Origin of the sequence: Streptomyces sp. NPDC051909, assembly GCF_040681095.1 — a bacterium.
GTDB lineage: Bacteria > Actinomycetota > Actinomycetes > Streptomycetales > Streptomycetaceae > Streptomyces.
This window is the reverse complement of record NZ_JBFAYA010000016.1, coordinates 159,581-179,064: the sequence shown is the minus strand read 5'-3', so window position 1 is coordinate 179,064 and position 19,484 is coordinate 159,581. Positions and strand designations below refer to the sequence as shown.

Below are 19,484 nucleotides of genomic sequence, written 5' to 3'. Positions count from 1 at the left end.
CTAACGCTCCTGCTGGTGGGTCGGACCGACATTGAAGGAACCCGTGGTCGAGTTGCCCGCCTGACGGCCCTGCTGGATACCGCGGCGCAGATTGGTGAGCCGGCCGCGGACGTCGTCGGGTGCGCGGGACACCTGGGGGCCGGCCTGCGTGGCCTGCTCCTGGGCGGTCCCGGGCACGAGGTTGGCCCGCGGCACGCGCCGCGGGAGCCCGGAGGTGGTGACCCCGCCGGCGGCGGGCTTGCGCACCCGCTCGGCCTGGCGCACCAGCTCGTCGTTGGGCGAGGTCCGCCAGGCGGCCTGGCCGTTCGGCCGGCCCGCCTCGGACTGCGGGACCACCGGGGTCTGCATCGTCCGCTCGACGTCCGGCACGCCCTGGGAGGGGGCGGCCGGAGCCGGGCGCGAGGCCTGGAACTGACCCTGACCCTGGCCCTGGCCCTGGCCCTGGCCCTGCGCCGGACCGGAGTGCCGGCCCTGCGCGGGAGCCGGGTACTGAGCCTGGCCCTGGCCGTGCGGCTGGGCCTGCGGCTGTCCGCCGCCCTGGCCCTGCTCCTGGTGGAACCAGTTGGTCTCCAGCGTGTCGTACAGCGGGGTACTGCCGTCACCGCCGTGCTGCGCCGGCGGCAGGGCCTCCGGCTGACGCGGCTGCTGGAGCTGCGGCTGCTGGGGCTGGTGCTGGTGCTCGTTCGTCGTGCGCTGGCGCGGGGCCTGCTGAGGCGCCTGCTGCTGCGCCTGCGGTACGAACGGCTGGTGGCCGAACTGCTGCTGCTGGGGGACCTGCTGCTGGGGCGCCTGGTGCTGCGGGGCCTGCGGGGCACCGAAGTCCGGGCGCGGGAACTGCGCCGTGGACGCCGGGTCCTGATAGCCCTGCGGGGCCGGGGCCTGCGGGGCACCGAAGTCCGGGCGCGGGAACTGGCCGGTGGAGCCCGGACCGTCGAACGGCTCCTCGTGACCGCGCGGCGCGTCCAGCGGAGTCATGTCCTGCTGCGGCCGGCGGACCGGCTGCGCCTGGTCGTTGCCCCAGCTCGTGGCCTGCGGCCGGGCCGGGTGCTGCGGCTGCGCCTGCGGGGCGCCGCCGGGCAGCTCGGCCCGCGGGTAGCCGCCCTGGACCGGACGCGGCTCCTGCGGGGCCTGCGCCTGGGGAGCCTGCGGGGCCTGAGGGCCGCGCGCGGGCTGCCCGTTCGCCGTGCCCTGGTTGCCCCACACGTCCGTACGGGACGGGATGGCGCTCTGCGCGCCGCCCACGAAACCGCCGGGCGCCGGGCGCCGGTCGTCCTGCGGGACGGGCGGCATCGGCTGGGTCTGCGGACCCAGGTCCTGGGCCGGAGCCTGGGCCTGCGCCGGGGCGGGCGCCTGCGAGCGCTCCTGGAAGAAGTTCTGACCGCTCGGGCCGTTCTGGCCCTGTCCGGCACCGTCGCGCGCGGGCAGCGCGCCACGGGCCGCACCGGCGCCGAGCCGGCCGCCGGGCGCCGACGGGGCACCGCCCGGACGTCCGCCGCCGAGCGCGCCGGGGCCACCGGCCGCGCCCTGACCGCCGGCCAGCCGGCCGCCCGGGGCACCCTGACCGCCCTGCGGCATCGCGCCCTGGCCGCCGGCGCCGGGCTTCGGCGCGGGCTTCTTGCCGCCGTGGGCGACGTCGACCGGGAGCATGACGAGCGCGGTGGTGCCGCCGGAGTCGGACGGGCGCAGCTGGATCCGGATGCCGTGTCGCAGGGACAGGCGGCCGACCACGAACAGACCCATGCGGCGGGAGACCGAGACGTCCACGGTGGGCGGCGAGGCGAGCCGCTCGTTGATCGCGGCCAGGTCCTCGGGGGAGAGGCCGATGCCGGTGTCGTGGATCTCGACGAGCACACGGCCGTCGGGCAGCGCGTGACCGGTGACCCGGACCTTGGTCTGCGGCGAGGAGAACGAGGTGGCGTTCTCCAGCAGCTCGGCGAGGAGGTGCACGAGGTCGTTGACCACGCGGCCGGCGACCTCGGTCGCCGGGACCGCGGCCAGTTCGATGCGCTCGTACTGCTCCACCTCGGAGGCGGCGGCGCGGAGCACGTCGACCAGCGGCACCGGACGGGTCCAGCGGCGGCCCGGCTCCTCGCCCGCGAGGACGAGGAGGTTCTCGCCGTTACGGCGCATACGGGTCGCGAGGTGGTCGAGCTTGAACAGCGAGGACAGCTGGTCCGGGTCGGCCTCGCGGGACTCCAGCTCGGAGATGAGCGAGAGCTGGCGCTGGATGAGGCCCTGGGAACGGCGCGAGAGGTTGGTGAACATCGCGTTGACGTTGCCCCGGAGGAGGGCCTGCTCGGCGGCGAGGCGGACCGCCTCGCGGTGCACGTCGTCGAAGGCCGCGGCCACCTGGCCGATCTCGTCCCGGGAGTGCACACCGACGGACTCGACGGAGGTGTCGACGTCCTGCGGGTCGGACTCGGAGAGCTGCTTGACCAGCTCGGGCAGGCGCTCCTGGGCGACCTTGGTCGCGGTGTCCTGGAGCCGGCGCAGCGAGCGGATCATGGACCGGGCCACGACGAAGGCGCCGACGAGGGAGACGCCGAGGACGAGGAGGATCAGCGCACCGTTGATGATCGCGTCGCGCTGCGACTCCTGGCGCAGCTCACGGGCCTTGGTCTCCATCTCGCCGAGGAGCGTGGCCTCGATGGTGTTCATGGCACGCATCTTGGTCGTGTACTCGTCGGTGAAGTTCAGGTAACCGCGCTTGACGTCCGGCAGTCCGCGGTCCGACTTCAGCATCCGCTGCGTGTAGTTGTCGGCGGCCTCGATGGAGGGGTTGCCGTTCGTCAGCGAGGCGGTGAGTTCCTCGGCGTCGCCGCCGGTCGACTCGTAGATCGACCTGAAGGACTTGAGCTCGACGGACTCACTGGTGAGCGCGGCGTCGCCGTAGAGGCGGTCACCGAGCGCCAGATTGCCGGCGCGGCTGTCGTTGGGCGGCAGCGCCGAGGCGATGATCGCCTGCTGGATGGAGGCGTACTCCTTGGCGGACGAGAACGCGGCGAGCGCGCGGGTCCGCTTGATCATGTCCGGGTTGCTGGTGGCCTGCGCCATGTCCTGGGACAGGCTGAGCAGCGAGCGGATGAGGCGGCTGTAGGCCTCGACCGTCACCGAGTGGGCGACCTTGTCCTCGTACGCGGTGGTGCGGATCGTGCCGAGCGCGCTGACCTGCGAGGCGATCTGGCTGACGTTCTGCCGGATGCTGCGGAGCTGGTCGTCGTCCTCGGTCGTCGGAATGTCGTTGGTGGCCTTGAGGAAGGCCTTGTAGGCGCGGTCGGTCGCCTTGCGCGGGGTGGTGACCTGGTAGTCGCCCGACGACTTGCCGTTGGCGAGCGGACCGGCGGAGAAGTCGCGCTCGGCCTGCAGCTTCTCGGCGAAGTTGGTGGCTTCCTTGGTCAACTTGGTGAGCAGCTGCATCTGATCCAGCTGTTCCATGTCCTGCAGGGACTCGTTGATACGGATGCCGCCGAGGCTGGTCGCCGCGACCACGGGGAGGGTCAGCAGCGCGACCAGGCGCGTGGAGATGCGCCAGTTGCGCAGGGCTATTCGCGGACCGACCTGGTTGTCGCCGGCCAGGCGGGGGAGCGGAGCGCTCTCCGCCACGGCGTCCGCGGCGGTGCCGCGGCTCGCGCTGTCGCCGGAGTCGCCCTTGCCCTGGGTCTTCCCCTGGGGCTTCCCCTGGTTCTGGGGGTGCGGGGCCGGGGATCCGTGCTGGGTCCCGGCACGCGGCTCCTGCTCCGCAGCAGCTTCCCCTCGGCCCTTGCGGGCCTGGGAAGAGCCCGTGCCATCCCTCTTGAAACGTCCCTGCACTAGCGTCGCAACCTCTGGACCAGGCGTCCTTCCGGGTGAACGGAGAGGACGGTGTCGGCGTCGTGGGGCGCAGGTGCGCCCCAGTGGTGGTCGTCGGTGACCGGCGCAGATCCCCCTTTCCCGCCACTCGGCCGGCGCTGCGTTGCGCCCCCTGCGCGCCGGCCTGAAGCCCGCGGCGGTGCGTGGAATTCCAGCACAGTGCCGGATCTCCAACAAGGGCCGTGGAGCCTGCGGCGAAGTGCATGACAACGTGTGAACGCGGTGTCACCCCATGTAGAAGATGATCACGGATGAAACGGGCCGAATCCGGCGAATCGGCGGAGGGGTGAGGGTGTCCCAGTCGCGATGATCAGCAGCGGAATGGATCGTTCAGTGGAGGAATGTCCGTTTCGGTTACCCCGGATGGCGGTGCGTAATGCCCGGAATGTTCCACCGGTGGTGAGCAAACTCACACGTAGTTCGTTGAATCCGCCATGCATTCGAAGGGAATTGCATGTTTAGCCTGACGCTTTACAGAATGGGCATCCCGTACCACGCGCCCCCTACCGGCGCGCCCCACGCAGACAAGGGTCCGACACCGCGATGAACACGACGTCCGTACTCCGCACCACGGCCAACCCCCGCCGCTCCACCCTCGCCCACCTCGAGGACGCGGCGGACCTCGGCCGGGGCGCCCAGCCCGAGTACGCCGCCGCGCTCCCCGGCGCGACCGCCAACCCGCGCCGCACGGTCCTGATGGTCCCGCCCGCGCCGTACGTCCCGGCGTACCTCTCCGCCGAGTAATACGGCGGTCGCCGCTACCGGCCGAGATAGCCTGACGGGGTCAGACTCCAGCCAGTAGCAAGTGAGGGGCGACAGCACTCGTGCGCATCGCCAGATTCTCCATCGACGGCAACGTCGCCTTCGGGGCAGTCGAGGGCGAGGGGACCGTCGAGTCCGGCGGCCTGGTCCTCGACATCATCAAGGGCATCCCGTACACCGACTTCGAGCTCAGCGGCACCAAGGTCCCGCTGAGCAAGGTCCGGCTCCTGCCGCCCGTGCTCCCCAACAAGGTCGTGGGCATCGGCCGCAACTACGCGGAGCACGCGAAGGAACTCGGCAACGAGGTCCCCGAGGTCCCGGTGGCCTTCTTCAAGCCCACCACCTCGGTCATCGGCCCCGGCGACGCCATCGAGTACCCCTCCTTCTCCCACGAGCTGCACCACGAGGCCGAACTGGCCGTGGTCATCGGCCGCATGTGCCGCGAGGTGCCCCGCGAGCGCGTCCAGGACGTCGTCCTCGGCTACACCTGTGCCAACGACGTCACCGCGCGCGACGTCCAGAAGCGCGAGTCCCAGTGGGCCCGCGCCAAGGGCTTCGACACCTCCTGCCCGCTGGGCCCCTGGATCGAGACCGGCCTGAGCACCGCCGACGCGAGCGACCTGATCATCCAGGCGACGGTCAACGGCGAACAGCGTCAGCTGGGTCGTACGAGCGACATGATCCGCTCCATCGAGGACCTGGTCGTCCACATCTCCGAGGCCATGACGCTGCTCCCGGGCGACGTCATCCTCACCGGCACCCCCGCCGGGGTCGGCCCCCTCAACGTCGGCGACGAGGTCGCCGTCACCATCGAAGGCATCGGCACTCTCACCAACAGGGTGATCAAGCGTGGCTAACGCGAATATCCGCGTCCGTTTCTGTCCGTCGCCGACCGGCAACCCCCACGTGGGCCTGGTCCGCACCGCCCTCTTCAACTGGGCCTTCGCCCGGCACAACCAGGGCACCATGGTCTTCCGCATCGAGGACACCGACGCTGCGCGCGACTCCGAGGAGTCGTACGACCAGCTCCTCGACTCGCTGAAGTGGCTCGGCCTCGACTGGGACGAAGGCCCCGAGACCGGCGGCCCGCACGAGCCGTACCGCCAGTCGCAGCGGATGGACATCTACAAGGACGTCGCCGAGCGGCTGCTGGCCGGCGGATACGCGTACCACTGCTACTGCACCCAGACCGAGCTGGACGACCGCCGCGAGGCCGCCCGCGCCGCCGGCCGCCCCTCCGGCTACGACGGCCACTGCCGCGAGCTGAGCGCCGAGCAGGTCGAGGCCTACAAGGCCGAGGGCCGCGAGGCCATCGTCCGCTTCCGGATGCCCGACGAGACCATCACCTTCACCGACCTGGTCCGCGGCGAGCTCACCTTCACCCCGGAGAACGTCCCGGACTACGGCATCGTGCGCGCCAACGGCGCCCCGCTGTACACCCTGGTCAACCCGGTCGACGACGCCCTGATGGAGATCACCCACGTCCTGCGCGGCGAGGACCTGCTCTCCTCCACCCCGCGCCAGATCGCTCTCTACAAGGCGCTGATCGAGCTGGGCGTCGCCAAGGAGATCCCCGCCTTCGGCCACCTGCCCTACGTCATGGGCGAGGGCAACAAGAAGCTCTCCAAGCGCGACCCGCAGGCCTCCCTCAACCTCTACCGGGAGCGCGGCTTCCTCCCCGAGGGCCTGCTGAACTACCTGTCCCTCCTCGGCTGGTCCTTCTCCGCCGACCAGGACCTCTTCACCATCCCCGAGATGGTCGAGAGGTTCGACATCGCGGACGTCAACGCCAACCCGGCCCGCTTCGACCTCAAGAAGGCCGAGTCCATCAACGCGGACCACATCCGCATGCTGGACGTGAAGGACTTCGCCGCGGCCTGCGAGCCCTGGCTGGCGGCCCCGCACGCGAACTGGGCCCCGGAGGACTTCGACCGGGCCGCCTGGGAGGCCATCGCGCCCTACGCCCAGACGCGTCTGACCGTCCTGTCGGACATCACGGCCAACGTCGACTTCCTGTTCCTGGCGGAGCCGGTCTTCGACCAGCCCTCGTGGGACAAGGCGATGAAGGGCGAGCCCGCCGCGCTGCTCACCACCGCCCGCGAGAAGCTCGTGGACGCCGACTGGAACGACCCGGAGTCGCTCAAGAACGCCGTCCTGGCCGCCGGCGAGGCCCACGGCCTCAAGCTCGGCAAGGCCCAGGCCCCGGTCCGCGTCGCCGTCACCGGCCGCACGGTCGGCCTGCCGCTCTTCGAGTCGCTCCAGATCCTGGGCCGGGACAAGACCCTGGCCCGCATCGACGCGGCCCTGGCGAAGCTCGCCGGCTGACCCTCCCCGGATCCGTCCGGAGTACCCCCGTCCCGCCCCGGGACGGGGGTACCGTCGTCTGCATGGCCATCCGCGCCGTCCTCTGGGACATCGACGACACGATCTTCGACTACGCCGGTGCCGACCGCGCGGGCATGCGCGCCCATCTCGCGGCCGAGGGGCTGCTCGGGCGGTACGGATCCGTGGAGGACGCCCTCGCGCGCTGGAAGGAGCTCACGGAGCTGCACTGGCGGCGTTACGAGGCGGGCGGCGGGGACTGGCAGGAGCAGCGGCGGGGGAGGGTCCGGGACTTCCTCGGCCGGCCGGGACTGACCGCCGGGGAGGCCGACGACTGGTTCGAGCGCTACGTGGTCCATTACGAGGCCGCCTGGGAGCTGTTCCCCGACACCGTGCCCGTCCTGGACCTCCTGGCCGACGACTACCGCCACGGGGTCCTCTCCAACTCCAGCCTGCACAACCAGGACCACAAGCTCCGCGCGCTCGGCGTACGGGACCGCTTCGAGGCCGTGGTGTGCGCCGTGGAGCTCGGCGTGGCCAAGCCGGCCCCGGAGGCCTTCCACGCCGCCTGCACCGCCCTCGACCTGCGGCCCTGCGAGGTCGCGTACGTGGGAGACCACCCCGACATCGACGCGCGGGGTGCCGACGGGGCCGGTCTGACGGGCATCTGGCTCGACCGCGCGGACACCGGCGGACGGCCCGACCTGAAGCGGATCACGAGCCTCCGCCAGCTCCCGGCGCTGCTGCGGGCGGATACGCGTTTTGGAGCACCGTCCACCTTCGGGTAATGTTCTTCCTGCGCCGAGGGGAACGGGCCGAAAGGCCGGAAAGCCCCGGAAGCGCAAGCCGAGCAGGATCCCTTCTCGAAGTGATCAAGCCCCGGTGGCCTATGGTGTAATTGGCAGCACGACTGATTCTGGTTCAGTTAGTCTTGGTTCGAGTCCAGGTAGGCCAGCTCGCAGAGCTCATCTGCAAACCGTGGATTGGCATCCACAAAGCCCCCGTTGTGTAGCGGCCTAGCACGCCGCCCTCTCAAGGCGGTAGCGCCGGTTCGAATCCGGTCGGGGGTACAGATCCTTCCCGCAGGATCACTTGGGTAGCTCCCGGTGACTCTGATGCAGGATCGCTAGGGCCCCCGTTGTGTAGCGGCCTAGCACGCCGCCCTCTCAAGGCGGTAGCGCCGGTTCGAATCCGGTCGGGGGTACGAGTTGGTCTAAACCACTTTGGTCTATGGTGTAATTGGCAGCACGACTGATTCTGGTTCAGTTAGTCTAGGTTCGAGTCCTGGTAGACCAGCTTGGATCTGCGGCGATGTACTTCAATCGCCTGTGTGATCCGCGCCCCCGTTGTGTAGCGGCCTAGCACGCCGCCCTCTCAAGGCGGTAGCGCCGGTTCGAATCCGGTCGGGGGTACGCACAGAAGAAGCCCTTCCCTTCGGGGGAGGGCTTCTTCGTCGTTGCAGTACGGACGATCTTGTGACGGACACAACTCCGGCCCACCGCTGCGGCGTTGGAGCGGTGGGCCGGACACGTATAGATGAACAGAGGGAGAGCGGATCAGCCGTTGCGGCGCAGGGCCTCGGACAGGCGCGCGGCGGCGTCGATGACCGCCTGGGCGTGCATCCGGCCCGGGTGGCGGGTCAGGCGCTCGATCGGCCCGGAGACCGACACGGCGGCCACCACGCGGTTGCTGGGGCCGCGCACGGGCGCGGAGACGGACGCCACGCCCGGCTCGCGCTCGCCGATCGACTGGGCCCAGCCGCGGCGCCGTACGCCCGACAGGGCCGTCGCCGTGAAGCGGGCGCCCTGCAGGCCGCGGTGCAGCCGCTCGGGCTCCTCCCAGGCCATCAGGATCTGCGCGGACGAGCCGGCCTTCATCGTGAGCGTCGAGCCGACCGGGACGGTGTCCCGGAGTCCGGACAGGCGCTCGGCCGCCGCCACGCAGATGCGCATGTCGCCCTGGCGCCGGTAGAGCTGGGCGCTCTCGCCCGTCACGTCGCGCAGATGCGTCAGCACCGGGCCGGCCGTCGCGAGCAGGCGGTCCTCGCCGGCCGCGGCGGCGAGCTCCGCGAGCCGCGGTCCGAGGATGAACCGGCCCTGCATGTCGCGGGCCACCATCCGGTGGTGTTCCAGTGCCACGGCCAGTCGGTGGGCCGTGGGTCGTGCGAGTCCCGTCGCCGCGACCAGTCCTGCGAGGGTGGCCGGACCGGACTCCAGGGCGCTCAGGACAAGGGCTGCCTTGTCGAGAACGCCTACGCCGCTAGAGTTGTCCATGCAACGATACTCGCGTCTCACTCTGTGAAACGCAAGTTCAATTTTCCGAGGAACCCGTCACTCTGGTGGGGCGGGCCGCAAAACGGCCTGCCAAACGGGTCTCTAGTGGTGTCGGCGCAGCCGCCGGCCGGAGGGAAAGCGATGGGTAGGACACTCGCGGAGAAGGTCTGGGACGACCATGTCGTCCGGCGCGCCGAAGGCGAGCCCGACCTCCTCTTCATCGATCTGCACCTGCTGCACGAGGTGACCAGCCCCCAGGCCTTCGACGGCCTGCGCCAGAACGGCCGGCAGGTGCGGCGCCTCGACCTCACCATCGCCACCGAGGACCACAACACCCCGACCCTCGACATCGACAAGCCGATCGCCGACCCGGTCTCCCGCGCCCAGCTGGAGACCCTGCGCAAGAACTGCGCCGAGTTCGGCGTCCGGCTGCACCCGCTGGGCGACGTCGAGCAGGGCGTCGTCCACGTGGTGGGACCGCAGCTGGGACTGACCCAGCCGGGCACCACCGTGGTCTGCGGCGACTCGCACACCTCCACGCACGGCGCCTTCGGCGCGCTGGCGTTCGGCATCGGCACCAGTCAGGTCGAGCACGTGCTCGCCACCCAGACCCTGCCCATGGCCCGCCCGAAGACCATGGCGATCACCGTCGACGGCGAGCTGCCCGAGGACGTCACCGCCAAGGACCTGATCCTGGCGATCATCGCTCGGATCGGCACCGGCGGCGGCCAGGGCTACGTCCTGGAGTACCGCGGCTCCGCCATCGAGAAGCTCTCGATGGAGGCCCGGATGACCATCTGCAACATGTCGATCGAGGCCGGCGCCCGCGCAGGCATGATCGCCCCCGACGAGACCACCTTCGCCTATCTGAAGGGCCGGGCCCACGCCCCCGAGGGCGAGGACTGGGACGCCGCCGTCGCCTACTGGCGGACCCTGCGGACGGACGAGGACGCGGTCTTCGACGCCGAGGTCGTCATCGACGCCGCCGAGCTGGCGCCGTTCGTCACCTGGGGCACCAATCCGGGCCAGGGCGCGCCGCTTTCGGCGAACGTCCCCGACCCCGCTTCGTACGAAGACGCTTCGGAGCGCCTGGCCGCCGAAAAGGCCCTGGAGTACATGGGGTTGACCGCCGGGCAGCCGCTGCGCGACATCAGGGTCGACACCGTCTTCGTAGGCTCCTGCACCAACGGCCGCATCGAGGACCTGCGGGGCGTCGCCGGCCTCCTGGAGGGCCGCAAGGTCGCCGACGGCGTCCGCATGCTGGTCGTCCCCGGCTCGGTCCGGGTCGCCCTGCAGGCCGTCGAAGAGGGCCTGGACAAGGTCTTCAAGGAGGCCGGCGCCGAATGGCGGCACGCGGGCTGCTCTATGTGTCTGGGCATGAACCCCGACCAACTGGCCCCCGGTGAGCGCTCCGCGTCCACCTCCAACCGCAACTTCGAGGGCCGGCAGGGCAAGGGCGGCCGCACCCACCTGGTCTCCCCCCAGGTCGCCGCCGCCACCGCCGTCCTCGGCCACCTGGCCTCCCCGGCCGATCTGTCCGACGTCGCCACCACCGCGGGGGTCTGAGGAATCATGGAAGCTTTCACCAGCCACACCGGCCGCGCCGTTCCGCTGCGCCGCAGCAACGTCGACACCGACCAGATCATCCCCGCGCACTGGCTCAAGAAGGTCACCCGCGACGGCTTCGAGGACGGCCTCTTCGAGGCCTGGCGCAAGGACGAGCAGTTCGTCCTCAACCGCCCCGAGCGGCAGGGCGCCACGGTCCTGGTGGCCGGCCCCGACTTCGGCACCGGCTCCTCCCGTGAGCACGCCGTCTGGGCGCTCCAGAACTACGGCTTCAAGACCGTGATCTCCTCCCGCTTCGCCGACATCTTCCGCGGCAACTCGCTGAAGAACGGCCTGCTGACCGTGGTCCTGCCGCAGGCGACCGTGGACGCGCTGTGGGAGCTGACCGAGGCCGACCCGACCGCCGAGATCACCGTCGACCTGGAGGCCCGCAAGGTCCTCGCGGCCGGGATCGACGCCGACTTCGAGCTCGACGAGAACGCCCGCTGGCGGCTCCTGAACGGTCTGGACGACATCAGCCTCACCCTTCAGAACGAAGCGGACATCGCGGCCTACGAGGCCGCCAGGCCCTCCTTCAAGCCCCGTACAATTGCCGTCTGAGCAGCGCTTTTCCAGTACTGCGCCCTCCACCCTCCGGTGGGGGGCGCAGTCGCTTGTTGAGACCCTGTCGGGCGACAACTCGCCCTAGATGGCACAATCGGTGCATGGAACGCGACAGCCAACTCGAGCTCTACGAGGCAGTCGCCGCCCGATTGAAGGAAGCGCACACAAGGGTGCGCGAACTGCAAGTCCCGGAGGGCGTAAGGATGGCGCTGTCCCGGAAGCTGCTGGTCGTCACGGCCGCGGCGAAGCACGATCTCAAGGACGCGGCAACGCGTCTGGACCGGTTGATGAAGGACCTCGACGAGGGTCGATTCCCTGAAGACGACTGACACCCGGAACTCCGCAACTCGTCCACCGCGTTGCGGCACAAGGGTGATTAGCCCGTTTCGTGTTTGATTTGCGGTATATACATGCCTAACGTGCGAAAAAGCTTGAACACTTTCGTTCCGGCAAAGTCTCCGAAGGGGAAGACGTGAACAAGGCGCAGCTCGTAGAAGCGATTGCCGACAAGTTGGGCGGTCGCCAGCAGGCCGCCGAAGCCGTCGACCACGTGCTCGACGCCATCGTGCGCGCCGTGGTCTCCGGGGACCGGGTCTCGGTCACCGGTTTCGGCTCGTTCGAGAAGGTCGACCGTCCGGCCCGCTACGCCCGCAACCCGCAGACGGGTGAGCGCGTCCGGGTCAAGAAGACCTCCGTCCCGCGCTTCCGTGCCGGTCAGGGCTTCAAGGACCTGGTCAGCGGCTCGAAGAAGCTCCCCAAGGGTGGCGAGGTCTCCGTCAAGAAGGCCCCGAAGGGCTCCCTCACCGGCGGCGCCGCCGCCGCCACGGTGAAGAAGGCGGCGGCCAAGAAGGCCACCACCGCGAAGAAGGCCGCCGCCAAGAAGGCGGCCCCGGCCAAGAAGACCGTGGCGAAGAAGACCACCGCCGCGGCCAAGAAGACGGTCGCCAAGAAGACCACGGCCGCCGCCAAGAAGACCACCGCGGCCGCGAAGAAGGCGGCCCCGGCGAAGAAGACCACCGCCGCGGCCAAGAAGACCGTCGCGAAGAAGACCGCGCCGGCCAAGAAGGCCACCGCGAAGAAGGCGCCCGCCAAGAAGACGACGGCGCGCAAGACCACCGCGAAGAAGACCGCCGCGAAGAAGTAGGACGGCTGGTGCTCACACGCCGGGCCGGGCTCCCCCCAGGGGAGCCCGGCCCGCGGCGTGTCCGACCCTGGGCCTGTCCGGCGGATCAGGGCCCGGACCTCTAGAACGTCTGCAGCGTCACCAGCGTGATCCGCAGGGCGCTCCCGGCGCCCTCCGTCTCGATCCGCACCCGCTGCCCCGGCCGCAGCAGCCGCAGCCCCCCGGCCGCGAACGCCTCGCCCCCGAACTCCACCGGGGTGCCGTCGTCGAGCAGCACGCTGCCGCTGTGGGTCTCGGGATCGTACGTGTACGCGGTCGCCTGCATACGGGCAGCCTATCGGCCGGGCCGGGGGACAGGGCGGGAGCCGGGGCGGGGGACGGCCCTACCCCGCCGCCCGCACCCACCGCGCCGCCGTCCGCGGGCCCACCCCGAGGGCCATCGCCGCCGCCAGGTCGTCGGCGGTGTCCACGTCCCGGCGGACGGAATCCACGTCCGGGAGGCGGATTTCCATCGCGCCCGAGGACAAATGGCGGCGGCGTGAAGGGCCTCCGAATGCGGGTTCCAATTCCACGCCCGGGGACGCCGAGAGGAATGTCGTACCTATTTCGGCGGCATCGGCGAGAAAAGCCCGGGGAAATTGTCCGGCCACCGCCAGGACCCGGGCCAGCTCGGCCGGGCGGAGGGCCGGGAGGTCGGCGTTGAGGGCGGCCACGCGGGCGGAAGGGCGCAGGGCGCGGACGGCGCGGGCGCCGTGGGAGAGGGCGCCGTTGAGGCCCGCGGCCGGGAGGTCGGGGACGATCCGGGCGCCCAGGGCGGCGAGCGCCGCTGCGGCCGCCGGGTCGTCCGTGACGACCGCCACATCCCGTACCGCGGGGCAGGCCAGGGCCGCCGCCACCGTGTCCTCGGCGAAGGCGAGCGCGAGTCGGCCGCGCAGCGGCCCGCCCACGGCGGGCGCGAGCCGGCTCTTGGCACGGGCCAGCGGCTTCACGGGCACCACCAGGGACCAGGCGTTCTCGGGGTCGTGCTCGGCGTGGCTCGTCATCGCGCCCCATTCTGTCCCGCCCGCGCGGACCGCCCGAGCCCCGGGGCGTACGGTGTCCTCGACAGGCCAGGAGCAGGGGGTGACACTTGACCCCTTGCGCAGTCCGGAGAAAGGTGTTCGCGTGTCCCGCCGCAGAATCGGCTTCTGGTACCGCCTGGCGGCGGTCATCGCCAAACCCCCACTGGTGGTGCTGTTCAACCGGGACTGGCGCGGACAGGAGCACATCCCGACCGACGGCGGCTTCATCACCGCGGTCAACCACAACTCGTACCTGGACCCGCTCTCCTACGCGCACTACCAGTACAACACCGGCCGCGTGCCCCGCTTCCTGGCCAAGGCGGGACTCTTCAAGGCCGGCTTCGTGGGCACCATGCTCCGCAACACCGGCCAGATCCCGGTCTACCGCGAGACCACCAACGCCCTGGACGCCTTCCGCGCCGCCGTCGACGCCATCGAGCGCGGCGAGTGCGTCGCCTTCTACCCCGAGGGCACCCTCACCCGCGACCCCGAGATGTGGCCGATGGCCGGCAAGACCGGCGCCGCCCGGGTCGCCCTGCTCACCAAGGCCCCCGTCATCCCGGTCGCCCAGTGGGGCGCCAACCTCGCGATGCCGCCGTACGCCAAGCAGGACAAGCTCCGGCTGCGGCCCCGCAAGACCCTGATCGTGCAGGCGGGTCCGCCGGTCGACCTCTCCCGCTTCTACGACGTCGAGCCCACGCCCGACGTACTGCGCGAGGCCACCGAGGAGATCATGGCCGCCATCACCCGCCTCCTGGAGGAGGTCCGCGGCGAGAAGGCGCCGGCCGAGCCGTACGACCACCGGAAGGCCCGGCAGGAGCAGCGCCGCAAGGCCAGGGCCGCGGAAGGCAAGACCGGAGAGGGCGAGAAGTGACCAAGGCAGCCGTCTTCGGCAACGGATCCTGGGGCACCGCCTTCGCGATGGTGCTCGCCGACGCGGGCTGCGAGGTGAGCCTCTGGGGCCGCCGCGCCGCACTCGCCGAGGCCATCAACAGCACCGGGACCAACCCCGAGTACCTCCCCGGCGTCGAACTCCCCAAGGGCATCACGGCCACCGCCGACCCGGCCGAGGCCGCCCGCGACGCCGACTTCACCGTGCTCGTCGTCCCCTCGCAGACGCTGCGCGAGAACCTCGCGCAGTGGGCGCCGAAACTCGCCCCGGACACCGTCCTGGTGTCGCTGATGAAGGGCATCGAACTCGGCACCGCCAAGCGCATGAGCGAGGTCATCCGCGAGGTCGCCGACGTGCCCGCCGAGCGCGTGGCCGTGCTCACCGGCCCCAACCTGGCCAAGGAGATCGCCGCCCGGCAGCCCGCCGCCGCCGTGGTCGCCTGCGCCGACGAGTCGGTCGCCCAGCGGCTCCAGAGCGCCTGCATGACCCCGTACTTCCGCCCGTACACCAACACCGACGTCGTCGGCTGCGAGCTCGGCGGCGCGGTGAAGAACGTCATCGGCCTCGCCGTCGGCATCGCCAACGGCATGGGCCTCGGCGACAACTCCAAGGCCACGCTCATCACCCGCGGCCTCGCCGAGACCACCCGCCTCGGCCTCGCCATGGGCGCCGACCCGCTGACCTTCTCCGGCCTCGCGGGCCTCGGCGACCTCGTCGCCACCTGCTCCTCGCCGCTCTCCCGGAACAACACCTTCGGCACCAACCTGGGCCGCGGGATGACCCTCCAGGAGACCATCGCGGCCACCAAGCAGACCGCCGAGGGCGTCAAGTCCTGCGAGTCCGTGCTGGATCTGGGCCGCCGCCACGGCGTCGACATGCCCATCACCGAGACCGTCGTCTCGATCGTCCACGACGGCAAGCCGCCGGTCGTCGCGCTCAAGGAACTCATGTCCCGCAGCGCCAAGCCCGAGCGCCGCTGAGCACGTCGCTGAGCCGATCGCGTCCGGCACCAGCGGGGCGCTCAGGAGTTCGGACACCGCAAGGTACGCTCATCGCGATATGAGCGAGAACACCCAGAGCCCCCGCAAGCCGCGCGTGGCCGTCGTCTTCGGCGGACGCAGCTCCGAGCACGCCATCTCCGTCGTCACCGCCGGTGCCGTCCTGCGCGCCATCGACCGGGACAAGTACGACGTGCTGCCCATCGGCATCACCCGCGAGGGCCGCTGGGCGCTGACCGCCGACGCCCCCGAGCGGATGGCCATCAGCGACCGCGCCCTGCCGGACGTCGCCGAGCTCGCCGAGTCCGCCACCGGCGGCGTCGTTCTGCCCGTCGACCCGGCCAGCCGCGAGGTGGTCCTCAACGAGCCCGGCGCGCTGCCGCAGGCGCTCGGCGAGGTCGACGTCGTGTTCCCCGTGCTGCACGGCCCGTACGGCGAGGACGGCACCCTCCAGGGCCTCCTGGAGCTCTCCGGCATCCCGTACGTCGGCGCCGGCGTCCTCGCCTCCGCCGTCGGCCAGGACAAGGAGTACATGAAGCGGGTCTTCGTCTCCTTCGGCCTGCCGGTCGGCCCGTACGAGGTGATCCGCCCGCGGGAGTGGGAGCAGAACCCGGCCGCGGCCCGCAAGAAGATCGTGGAGTTCGCCGCCGACCACGGCTGGCCGCTCTTCGTGAAGCCGGCCCGCGGCGGCTCGTCCGTCGGCATCACCAAGGTCGACGACCTCGCCGGCCTGGACGAGGCCGTCGAGGAGGCCCGCCGCCACGACCCGAAGATCATCGTGGAGGCGCTGCTGCGCGGCCGCGAGATCGAGTGCGGCGTCCTGGAGTTCGAGGACGGCCCGCGCGCCAGCGTGCCCGCCGAGATCCCGCCGGTCACCGACCACGACTTCTACGACTTCGAGGCCAAGTACATCGACTCGGCCTCCGGCCTGGTGCCCGCGCCGATCGGCGACGAGGCCACCGCCGAGGTGCAGCGGCTCGCGGTCCTCGCCTACGAGTCCGTGTCCTGCGAGGGCCTGGTGCGCGCCGACTTCTTCCTCACCGAGGACGGCGGGTTCGTCATCAACGAGATCAACACCATGCCCGGCTTCACGCCCATCTCCATGTACCCGCGGATGTGGCAGGAGAGCGGCGTCGGCTACCCGGAGCTCGTCGACCGGCTCATCCAGGCCGCGCTGAACCGCTCCACCGGCCTGCGCTAGACACCCCTTGGCCCTGGGACCTGGATCCTGGGCCCTGGATCCTGGCCCCCCGGCCCCTCGGAGGCACCCTCAGAGGCTGGGGGGCACGGCCTTGCTCACCGGCTCGGCCAGGTCCGCCAGCGGGCCGACGTCATGCGCGTAGCGCGCGTCGAGCGTCACCTCCACGTACGCCTTGCGGTACGTGGTGGTGAAGCGCGGCCCGTCGCCCGCACGCGGCTCGAACAGCCAGTTCACGCCGTTCGCCTCGACTCCCTGCGCCTGCGGATCGTTCATCTTTTCGGGCCGGGAGACCCCGCAGCGCAGTACGATCGCCGCATCCCCCCACGCGGCGGTCAGCTCGGACTCCGGCTCGGTCCCGGTCCGCGCCAGACCGGCCACGGTGCCGGGCAGCTCCTTCGCGAGCGCACGGCAGACGGCGGCCTCGGCCGCCGGAGGACCGGGAACCGGCACCGACGCCTTCGCGTCCGACGCGGAACAGCCGGTGGCCGCCAGCAGCAGCAAGGCCGCGGCGGCGGAGGCGGGCAGGCCGAAGGGCCGGTGAGAAGACATCACCGGCCAAGGGTAGACGGGGGCTAGATATGCACGACCGGGCAGGTGAGGGTGCGCGTGATGCCTTCCACTTGCTGGACCTTGGCGACCACCATGCGCCCGAGCGCGTCCACGGTGTCTGCCTCGGCCCGCACGATCACGTCATAGGGACCGGTCACGTCCTCGGCCTGGATCACTCCAGGAATCTTGGCGATGGTCTCGGCGACGGTCGTCGCCTTGCCCACCTCGGTCTGAATAAGGATGTACGCCTGAACCACGGAACCTCCAGGGCGGCCACGAGGATCTTGTGGGAGAAAGAGACGCCACGGTACCGCGTCGCCGCGGGCCGCGGGGAGACCTCCGGGTCCGGAGGCGCACCCGGGGTGGCGTACGCACATGAGAAGTTGACGGTCTACTTGACGGTATCCGGCACGGTGACGGCCCGCGACCCGCACGGCGAGGAGCGGCACGGCGGCGCGGCGGCCGGCACGACGACACGAGGTGAATCGCGGTGAAGGGCACAGTCGGAGAGCTCGGCGAGTTCGGGCTCATCAGGGAGCTGACCTCCCGGCTCACCTCCACCCCCGCGGTGCGGATCGGGCCCGGCGACGACGCCGCGGTCGTCTCCGCCCCCGACCGGCGGGTGGTGGCCAGCACGGACATCCTGCTCGAAGGACGCCACTTCCGCCGCGACTGGTCCACGGCCTACGACGTCGGCCGCAAGGCCGCCGCGCAGAACCTCGCCGACATCGCCGCCATGGGCGCCGTGCCCACCGCGCTGCTCCTCGGCCTCGTCGTACCCGCCGAGCTCCCGGTCACCTGGACCACCGAACTCATGGACGGACTGCGCGACGAATGTCAGGTCGCCGGTGCCGCCGTGGTCGGCGGCGACGTGGTCCGCGGCGACACGATCATGGTCTCCATCACCGCCCTCGGCGACCTGCGCAACCACGACCCGGTCACCCGCGGGGGTGCCAAGCCCGGCGACGTCGTCGCCTACACCGGCTGGCTCGGCTGGTCCGCCGCCGGCTACGCGGTGCTCTCCCGCGGCTTCCGCTCCCCGCGCGCCTTCGTCGAGGCCCACCGCCGCCCCGAGCCGCCGTACCACGCCGGCCCCGCCGCGGCCGGCCTCGGCGCCACCGCCATGTGCGACGTCAGCGACGGCCTCATCGCCGACCTCGGGCACATCGCCGAGGCCAGCAAGGTCCGCATCGACCTGCGCTCCGGCTCCATCGACATCCCCAGCCAGATGAACGACATCGGCCAGGCCGTCGGCGTCGACCCGCTCCAGTGGGTGCTCACCGGCGGAGAGGACCACGCGATCGTCGCCACCTTCCCGGCGGACGTGAAGCTGCCCGCCCGCTGGAAGGTCATCGGCGAGGTCCTCAACCCCTCCGCGCTGCCCCAGGTGACCGTCGACGGCGCGCCCTGGCACAGCAAGGGCGGCTGGGACCACTTCGGGGGCATGGAGTGACCACCCGGCCTCCTCTGGTCCTGACCGTCGCCGGATCGGACTCCGGCGGCGGCGCGGGCATCCAGGCCGACCTGAAGACCATGCTCGCGCTCGGCGTCCACGGCATGAGCGTGATCACCGCCGTCACCGCCCAGAACTCGCTGGGCGTCCTGGGCGCCTGGGAGCTGCCCGAGGAGGCCGTACGGGCCCAGTACCGGGCCGTGGTGGACGACATCGGCGTCCAGGCCGTCAAGACCGGCATGCTGGCCTCCGCCGCGCTCGTGGAGACGGTGGCGGAGCTGCTGGCCTCCACCGGGGCCCCCGTCGTCGTCGACCCGGTCGGCGTCTCCAAGCACGGCGACTCCCTGCTCGCCGCCTCGGCCCTGGACTCCGTCCGTACGAAGCTGCTGCCGGTCGCGACCGTCGCCACCCCCAACCTGGACGAGGTGGCGCAGCTCACGGGCATCGTGGTCGAGGACGAGGCCGGCATGCGCCGGGCGGCCGACGCGATCCTCGCGTACGGGCCGCGCTGGGCGCTGATCAAGGGCGGGCACCTGCCCGGAGACGTAGCCGAGGCCGTGGACCTGCTCACCGACGGCACCGAGGAGCTGTGGCTGCGCGCTCCCCGGCACGACAACCGGCACACCCACGGGACGGGCTGCACGCTCGCCTCGGCGGTCGCCTCGGGCCTTGCGAAGGGCCTGACGGTCCCGGAGGCCGTACGGCAGGCCAAGGCGTACGTCACGGGCGCCATCGCCGCCGGCTTCGCGCTCGGCGCGGGCATCGGCCCGGTCGACCACGGATGGATGCAGCGGCGCTAGCCGTCGCCCGCCGGACTGTTTCCGGGCAAGGC

General features: G+C 71.3%; 19 protein-coding genes and 5 tRNA genes. 18 read left to right on the top strand and 6 right to left on the bottom strand.

Annotated features, from left to right (window positions below):
• A complete protein-coding gene (locus AB0M18_RS25195; RefSeq protein WP_365761686.1) occupies positions 1 to 3,810 on the bottom strand; it encodes a nitrate- and nitrite sensing domain-containing protein in 3,810 nt (1,269 codons plus the stop codon).
• A gap of 582 nt (positions 3,811 to 4,392) precedes the next feature.
• On the opposite strand from AB0M18_RS25195, the gene AB0M18_RS25190 reads away from it, so the two are divergent.
• From AB0M18_RS25190 to AB0M18_RS25150, 9 genes are all read left to right on the top strand, one after another.
• Positions 4,393 to 4,593 carry a hypothetical protein gene (locus tag AB0M18_RS25190; RefSeq protein WP_365761684.1) on the top strand — a complete coding sequence of 67 codons (201 nt, stop codon included), beginning with the start codon at positions 4,393 to 4,395 and terminating at the stop codon, positions 4,591 to 4,593.
• Between the two features lie 80 nt (positions 4,594 to 4,673).
• Complete coding sequence (locus tag AB0M18_RS25185) at positions 4,674 to 5,468, top strand: fumarylacetoacetate hydrolase family protein (protein WP_365761682.1); 795 nt, start codon at positions 4,674 to 4,676, stop codon at positions 5,466 to 5,468.
• Positions 5,461 to 6,936: a glutamate--tRNA ligase gene (gene gltX / locus AB0M18_RS25180; RefSeq protein WP_365761680.1), complete on the top strand. Its 1,476-nt coding sequence runs from the start codon at positions 5,461 to 5,463 to the stop codon at positions 6,934 to 6,936. Before AB0M18_RS25185 ends, gltX begins: the two co-directional genes overlap by 8 nt.
• Before the next feature lie 62 nt (positions 6,937 to 6,998).
• The gene (locus AB0M18_RS25175; RefSeq protein ID WP_365761678.1) at positions 6,999 to 7,721 is read left to right on the top strand and encodes an HAD family hydrolase; all 723 of its coding nucleotides are present in this window, start codon (positions 6,999 to 7,001) and stop codon (positions 7,719 to 7,721) included.
• 95 nt (positions 7,722 to 7,816) lie between these two features.
• Positions 7,817 to 7,888: transfer RNA gene (locus AB0M18_RS25170), tRNA-Gln, on the top strand.
• A 42-nt stretch (positions 7,889 to 7,930) separates the two neighbouring features.
• Positions 7,931 to 8,003: transfer RNA gene (locus tag AB0M18_RS25165), tRNA-Glu, on the top strand.
• Positions 8,004 to 8,064: 61 nt separating this feature from the next.
• Positions 8,065 to 8,137, top strand: a tRNA-Glu gene (locus tag AB0M18_RS25160).
• Between the two features lie 20 nt (positions 8,138 to 8,157).
• Positions 8,158 to 8,229: transfer RNA gene (locus tag AB0M18_RS25155), tRNA-Gln, on the top strand.
• A gap of 43 nt (positions 8,230 to 8,272) precedes the next feature.
• Positions 8,273 to 8,345: transfer RNA gene (locus tag AB0M18_RS25150), tRNA-Glu, on the top strand.
• Positions 8,346 to 8,489: 144 nt separating this feature from the next.
• Here AB0M18_RS25150 and ndgR read toward each other — a convergent pair.
• The gene (ndgR, locus tag AB0M18_RS25145; protein WP_005311436.1) at positions 8,490 to 9,206 is read right to left on the bottom strand and encodes an IclR family transcriptional regulator NdgR; all 717 of its coding nucleotides are present in this window, start codon (positions 9,204 to 9,206) and stop codon (positions 8,490 to 8,492) included.
• Positions 9,207 to 9,347: 141 nt separating this feature from the next.
• Between ndgR and leuC the strand changes: the two genes are divergently transcribed.
• The 4 genes from leuC to AB0M18_RS25125 all read left to right on the top strand — a co-directional run bounded on the left by leuC (position 9,348) and on the right by AB0M18_RS25125 (position 12,519).
• The gene (gene leuC / locus AB0M18_RS25140; RefSeq protein ID WP_365761676.1) at positions 9,348 to 10,772 is read left to right on the top strand and encodes a 3-isopropylmalate dehydratase large subunit; all 1,425 of its coding nucleotides are present in this window, start codon (positions 9,348 to 9,350) and stop codon (positions 10,770 to 10,772) included.
• Between the two features lie 6 nt (positions 10,773 to 10,778).
• On the top strand, positions 10,779 to 11,372 hold the full coding sequence (gene leuD, locus AB0M18_RS25135; RefSeq protein ID WP_365761674.1) for a 3-isopropylmalate dehydratase small subunit: 594 nt from the start codon (positions 10,779 to 10,781) through the stop codon (positions 11,370 to 11,372).
• A 104-nt stretch (positions 11,373 to 11,476) separates the two neighbouring features.
• Entirely contained in the window at positions 11,477 to 11,704 is a 228-nt protein-coding gene (locus tag AB0M18_RS25130; RefSeq protein ID WP_265864658.1) for a hypothetical protein, read from the top strand.
• Between the two features lie 143 nt (positions 11,705 to 11,847).
• Positions 11,848 to 12,519, top strand: coding sequence for an HU family DNA-binding protein (locus AB0M18_RS25125; protein ID WP_365761672.1), 672 nt, complete (start codon positions 11,848 to 11,850; stop codon positions 12,517 to 12,519).
• Positions 12,520 to 12,619: 100 nt separating this feature from the next.
• Here the strand turns inward: AB0M18_RS25125 and AB0M18_RS25120 are convergent, their stop codons facing one another.
• Positions 12,620 to 12,823, bottom strand: coding sequence for a hypothetical protein (locus tag AB0M18_RS25120; protein WP_365761670.1), 204 nt, complete (start codon positions 12,821 to 12,823; stop codon positions 12,620 to 12,622).
• A 58-nt stretch (positions 12,824 to 12,881) separates the two neighbouring features.
• Positions 12,882 to 13,541, bottom strand: a complete 660-nt coding sequence (gene cofC, locus AB0M18_RS25115; RefSeq protein ID WP_365761668.1) for a 2-phospho-L-lactate guanylyltransferase — start codon at positions 13,539 to 13,541, stop codon at positions 12,882 to 12,884.
• A gap of 121 nt (positions 13,542 to 13,662) precedes the next feature.
• On the opposite strand from cofC, the gene AB0M18_RS25110 reads away from it, so the two are divergent.
• From AB0M18_RS25110 to AB0M18_RS25100, 3 genes are all read left to right on the top strand, one after another.
• Positions 13,663 to 14,433 carry a lysophospholipid acyltransferase family protein gene (locus AB0M18_RS25110; protein ID WP_365761666.1) on the top strand — a complete coding sequence of 257 codons (771 nt, stop codon included), beginning with the start codon at positions 13,663 to 13,665 and terminating at the stop codon, positions 14,431 to 14,433.
• Positions 14,430 to 15,431: an NAD(P)H-dependent glycerol-3-phosphate dehydrogenase gene (locus tag AB0M18_RS25105; protein WP_265864653.1), complete on the top strand. Its 1,002-nt coding sequence runs from the start codon at positions 14,430 to 14,432 to the stop codon at positions 15,429 to 15,431. Before AB0M18_RS25110 ends, AB0M18_RS25105 begins: the two co-directional genes overlap by 4 nt.
• A 79-nt stretch (positions 15,432 to 15,510) precedes the next feature.
• Complete coding sequence (locus AB0M18_RS25100; protein WP_365761664.1) at positions 15,511 to 16,650, top strand: D-alanine--D-alanine ligase family protein; 1,140 nt, start codon at positions 15,511 to 15,513, stop codon at positions 16,648 to 16,650.
• 69 nt (positions 16,651 to 16,719) lie between these two features.
• Here the strand turns inward: AB0M18_RS25100 and AB0M18_RS25095 are convergent, their stop codons facing one another.
• Together AB0M18_RS25095 and AB0M18_RS25090 are read right to left on the bottom strand one after the other, a co-directional pair.
• Positions 16,720 to 17,199 carry a DUF3515 domain-containing protein gene (locus tag AB0M18_RS25095; RefSeq protein ID WP_365761764.1) on the bottom strand — a complete coding sequence of 160 codons (480 nt, stop codon included), beginning with the start codon at positions 17,197 to 17,199 and terminating at the stop codon, positions 16,720 to 16,722.
• Between the two features lie 23 nt (positions 17,200 to 17,222).
• Positions 17,223 to 17,456 carry an Lrp/AsnC ligand binding domain-containing protein gene (locus tag AB0M18_RS25090; RefSeq protein WP_265864650.1) on the bottom strand — a complete coding sequence of 78 codons (234 nt, stop codon included), beginning with the start codon at positions 17,454 to 17,456 and terminating at the stop codon, positions 17,223 to 17,225.
• 233 nt (positions 17,457 to 17,689) lie between these two features.
• Here AB0M18_RS25090 and AB0M18_RS25085 point away from each other — a divergent pair, with 233 nt between their 5' ends.
• Entirely contained in the window at positions 17,690 to 18,652 is a 963-nt protein-coding gene (locus tag AB0M18_RS25085) for a thiamine-phosphate kinase (protein WP_365761662.1), read from the top strand.
• Positions 18,649 to 19,452 (top strand): bifunctional hydroxymethylpyrimidine kinase/phosphomethylpyrimidine kinase, encoded by an 804-nt coding sequence (gene thiD / locus AB0M18_RS25080; protein ID WP_365761660.1) that lies wholly within the window; start codon positions 18,649 to 18,651, stop codon positions 19,450 to 19,452. The genes AB0M18_RS25085 and thiD overlap by 4 nt, the downstream gene beginning before the upstream one ends.
• Positions 19,453 to 19,484: the final 32 nt, after the last annotated feature.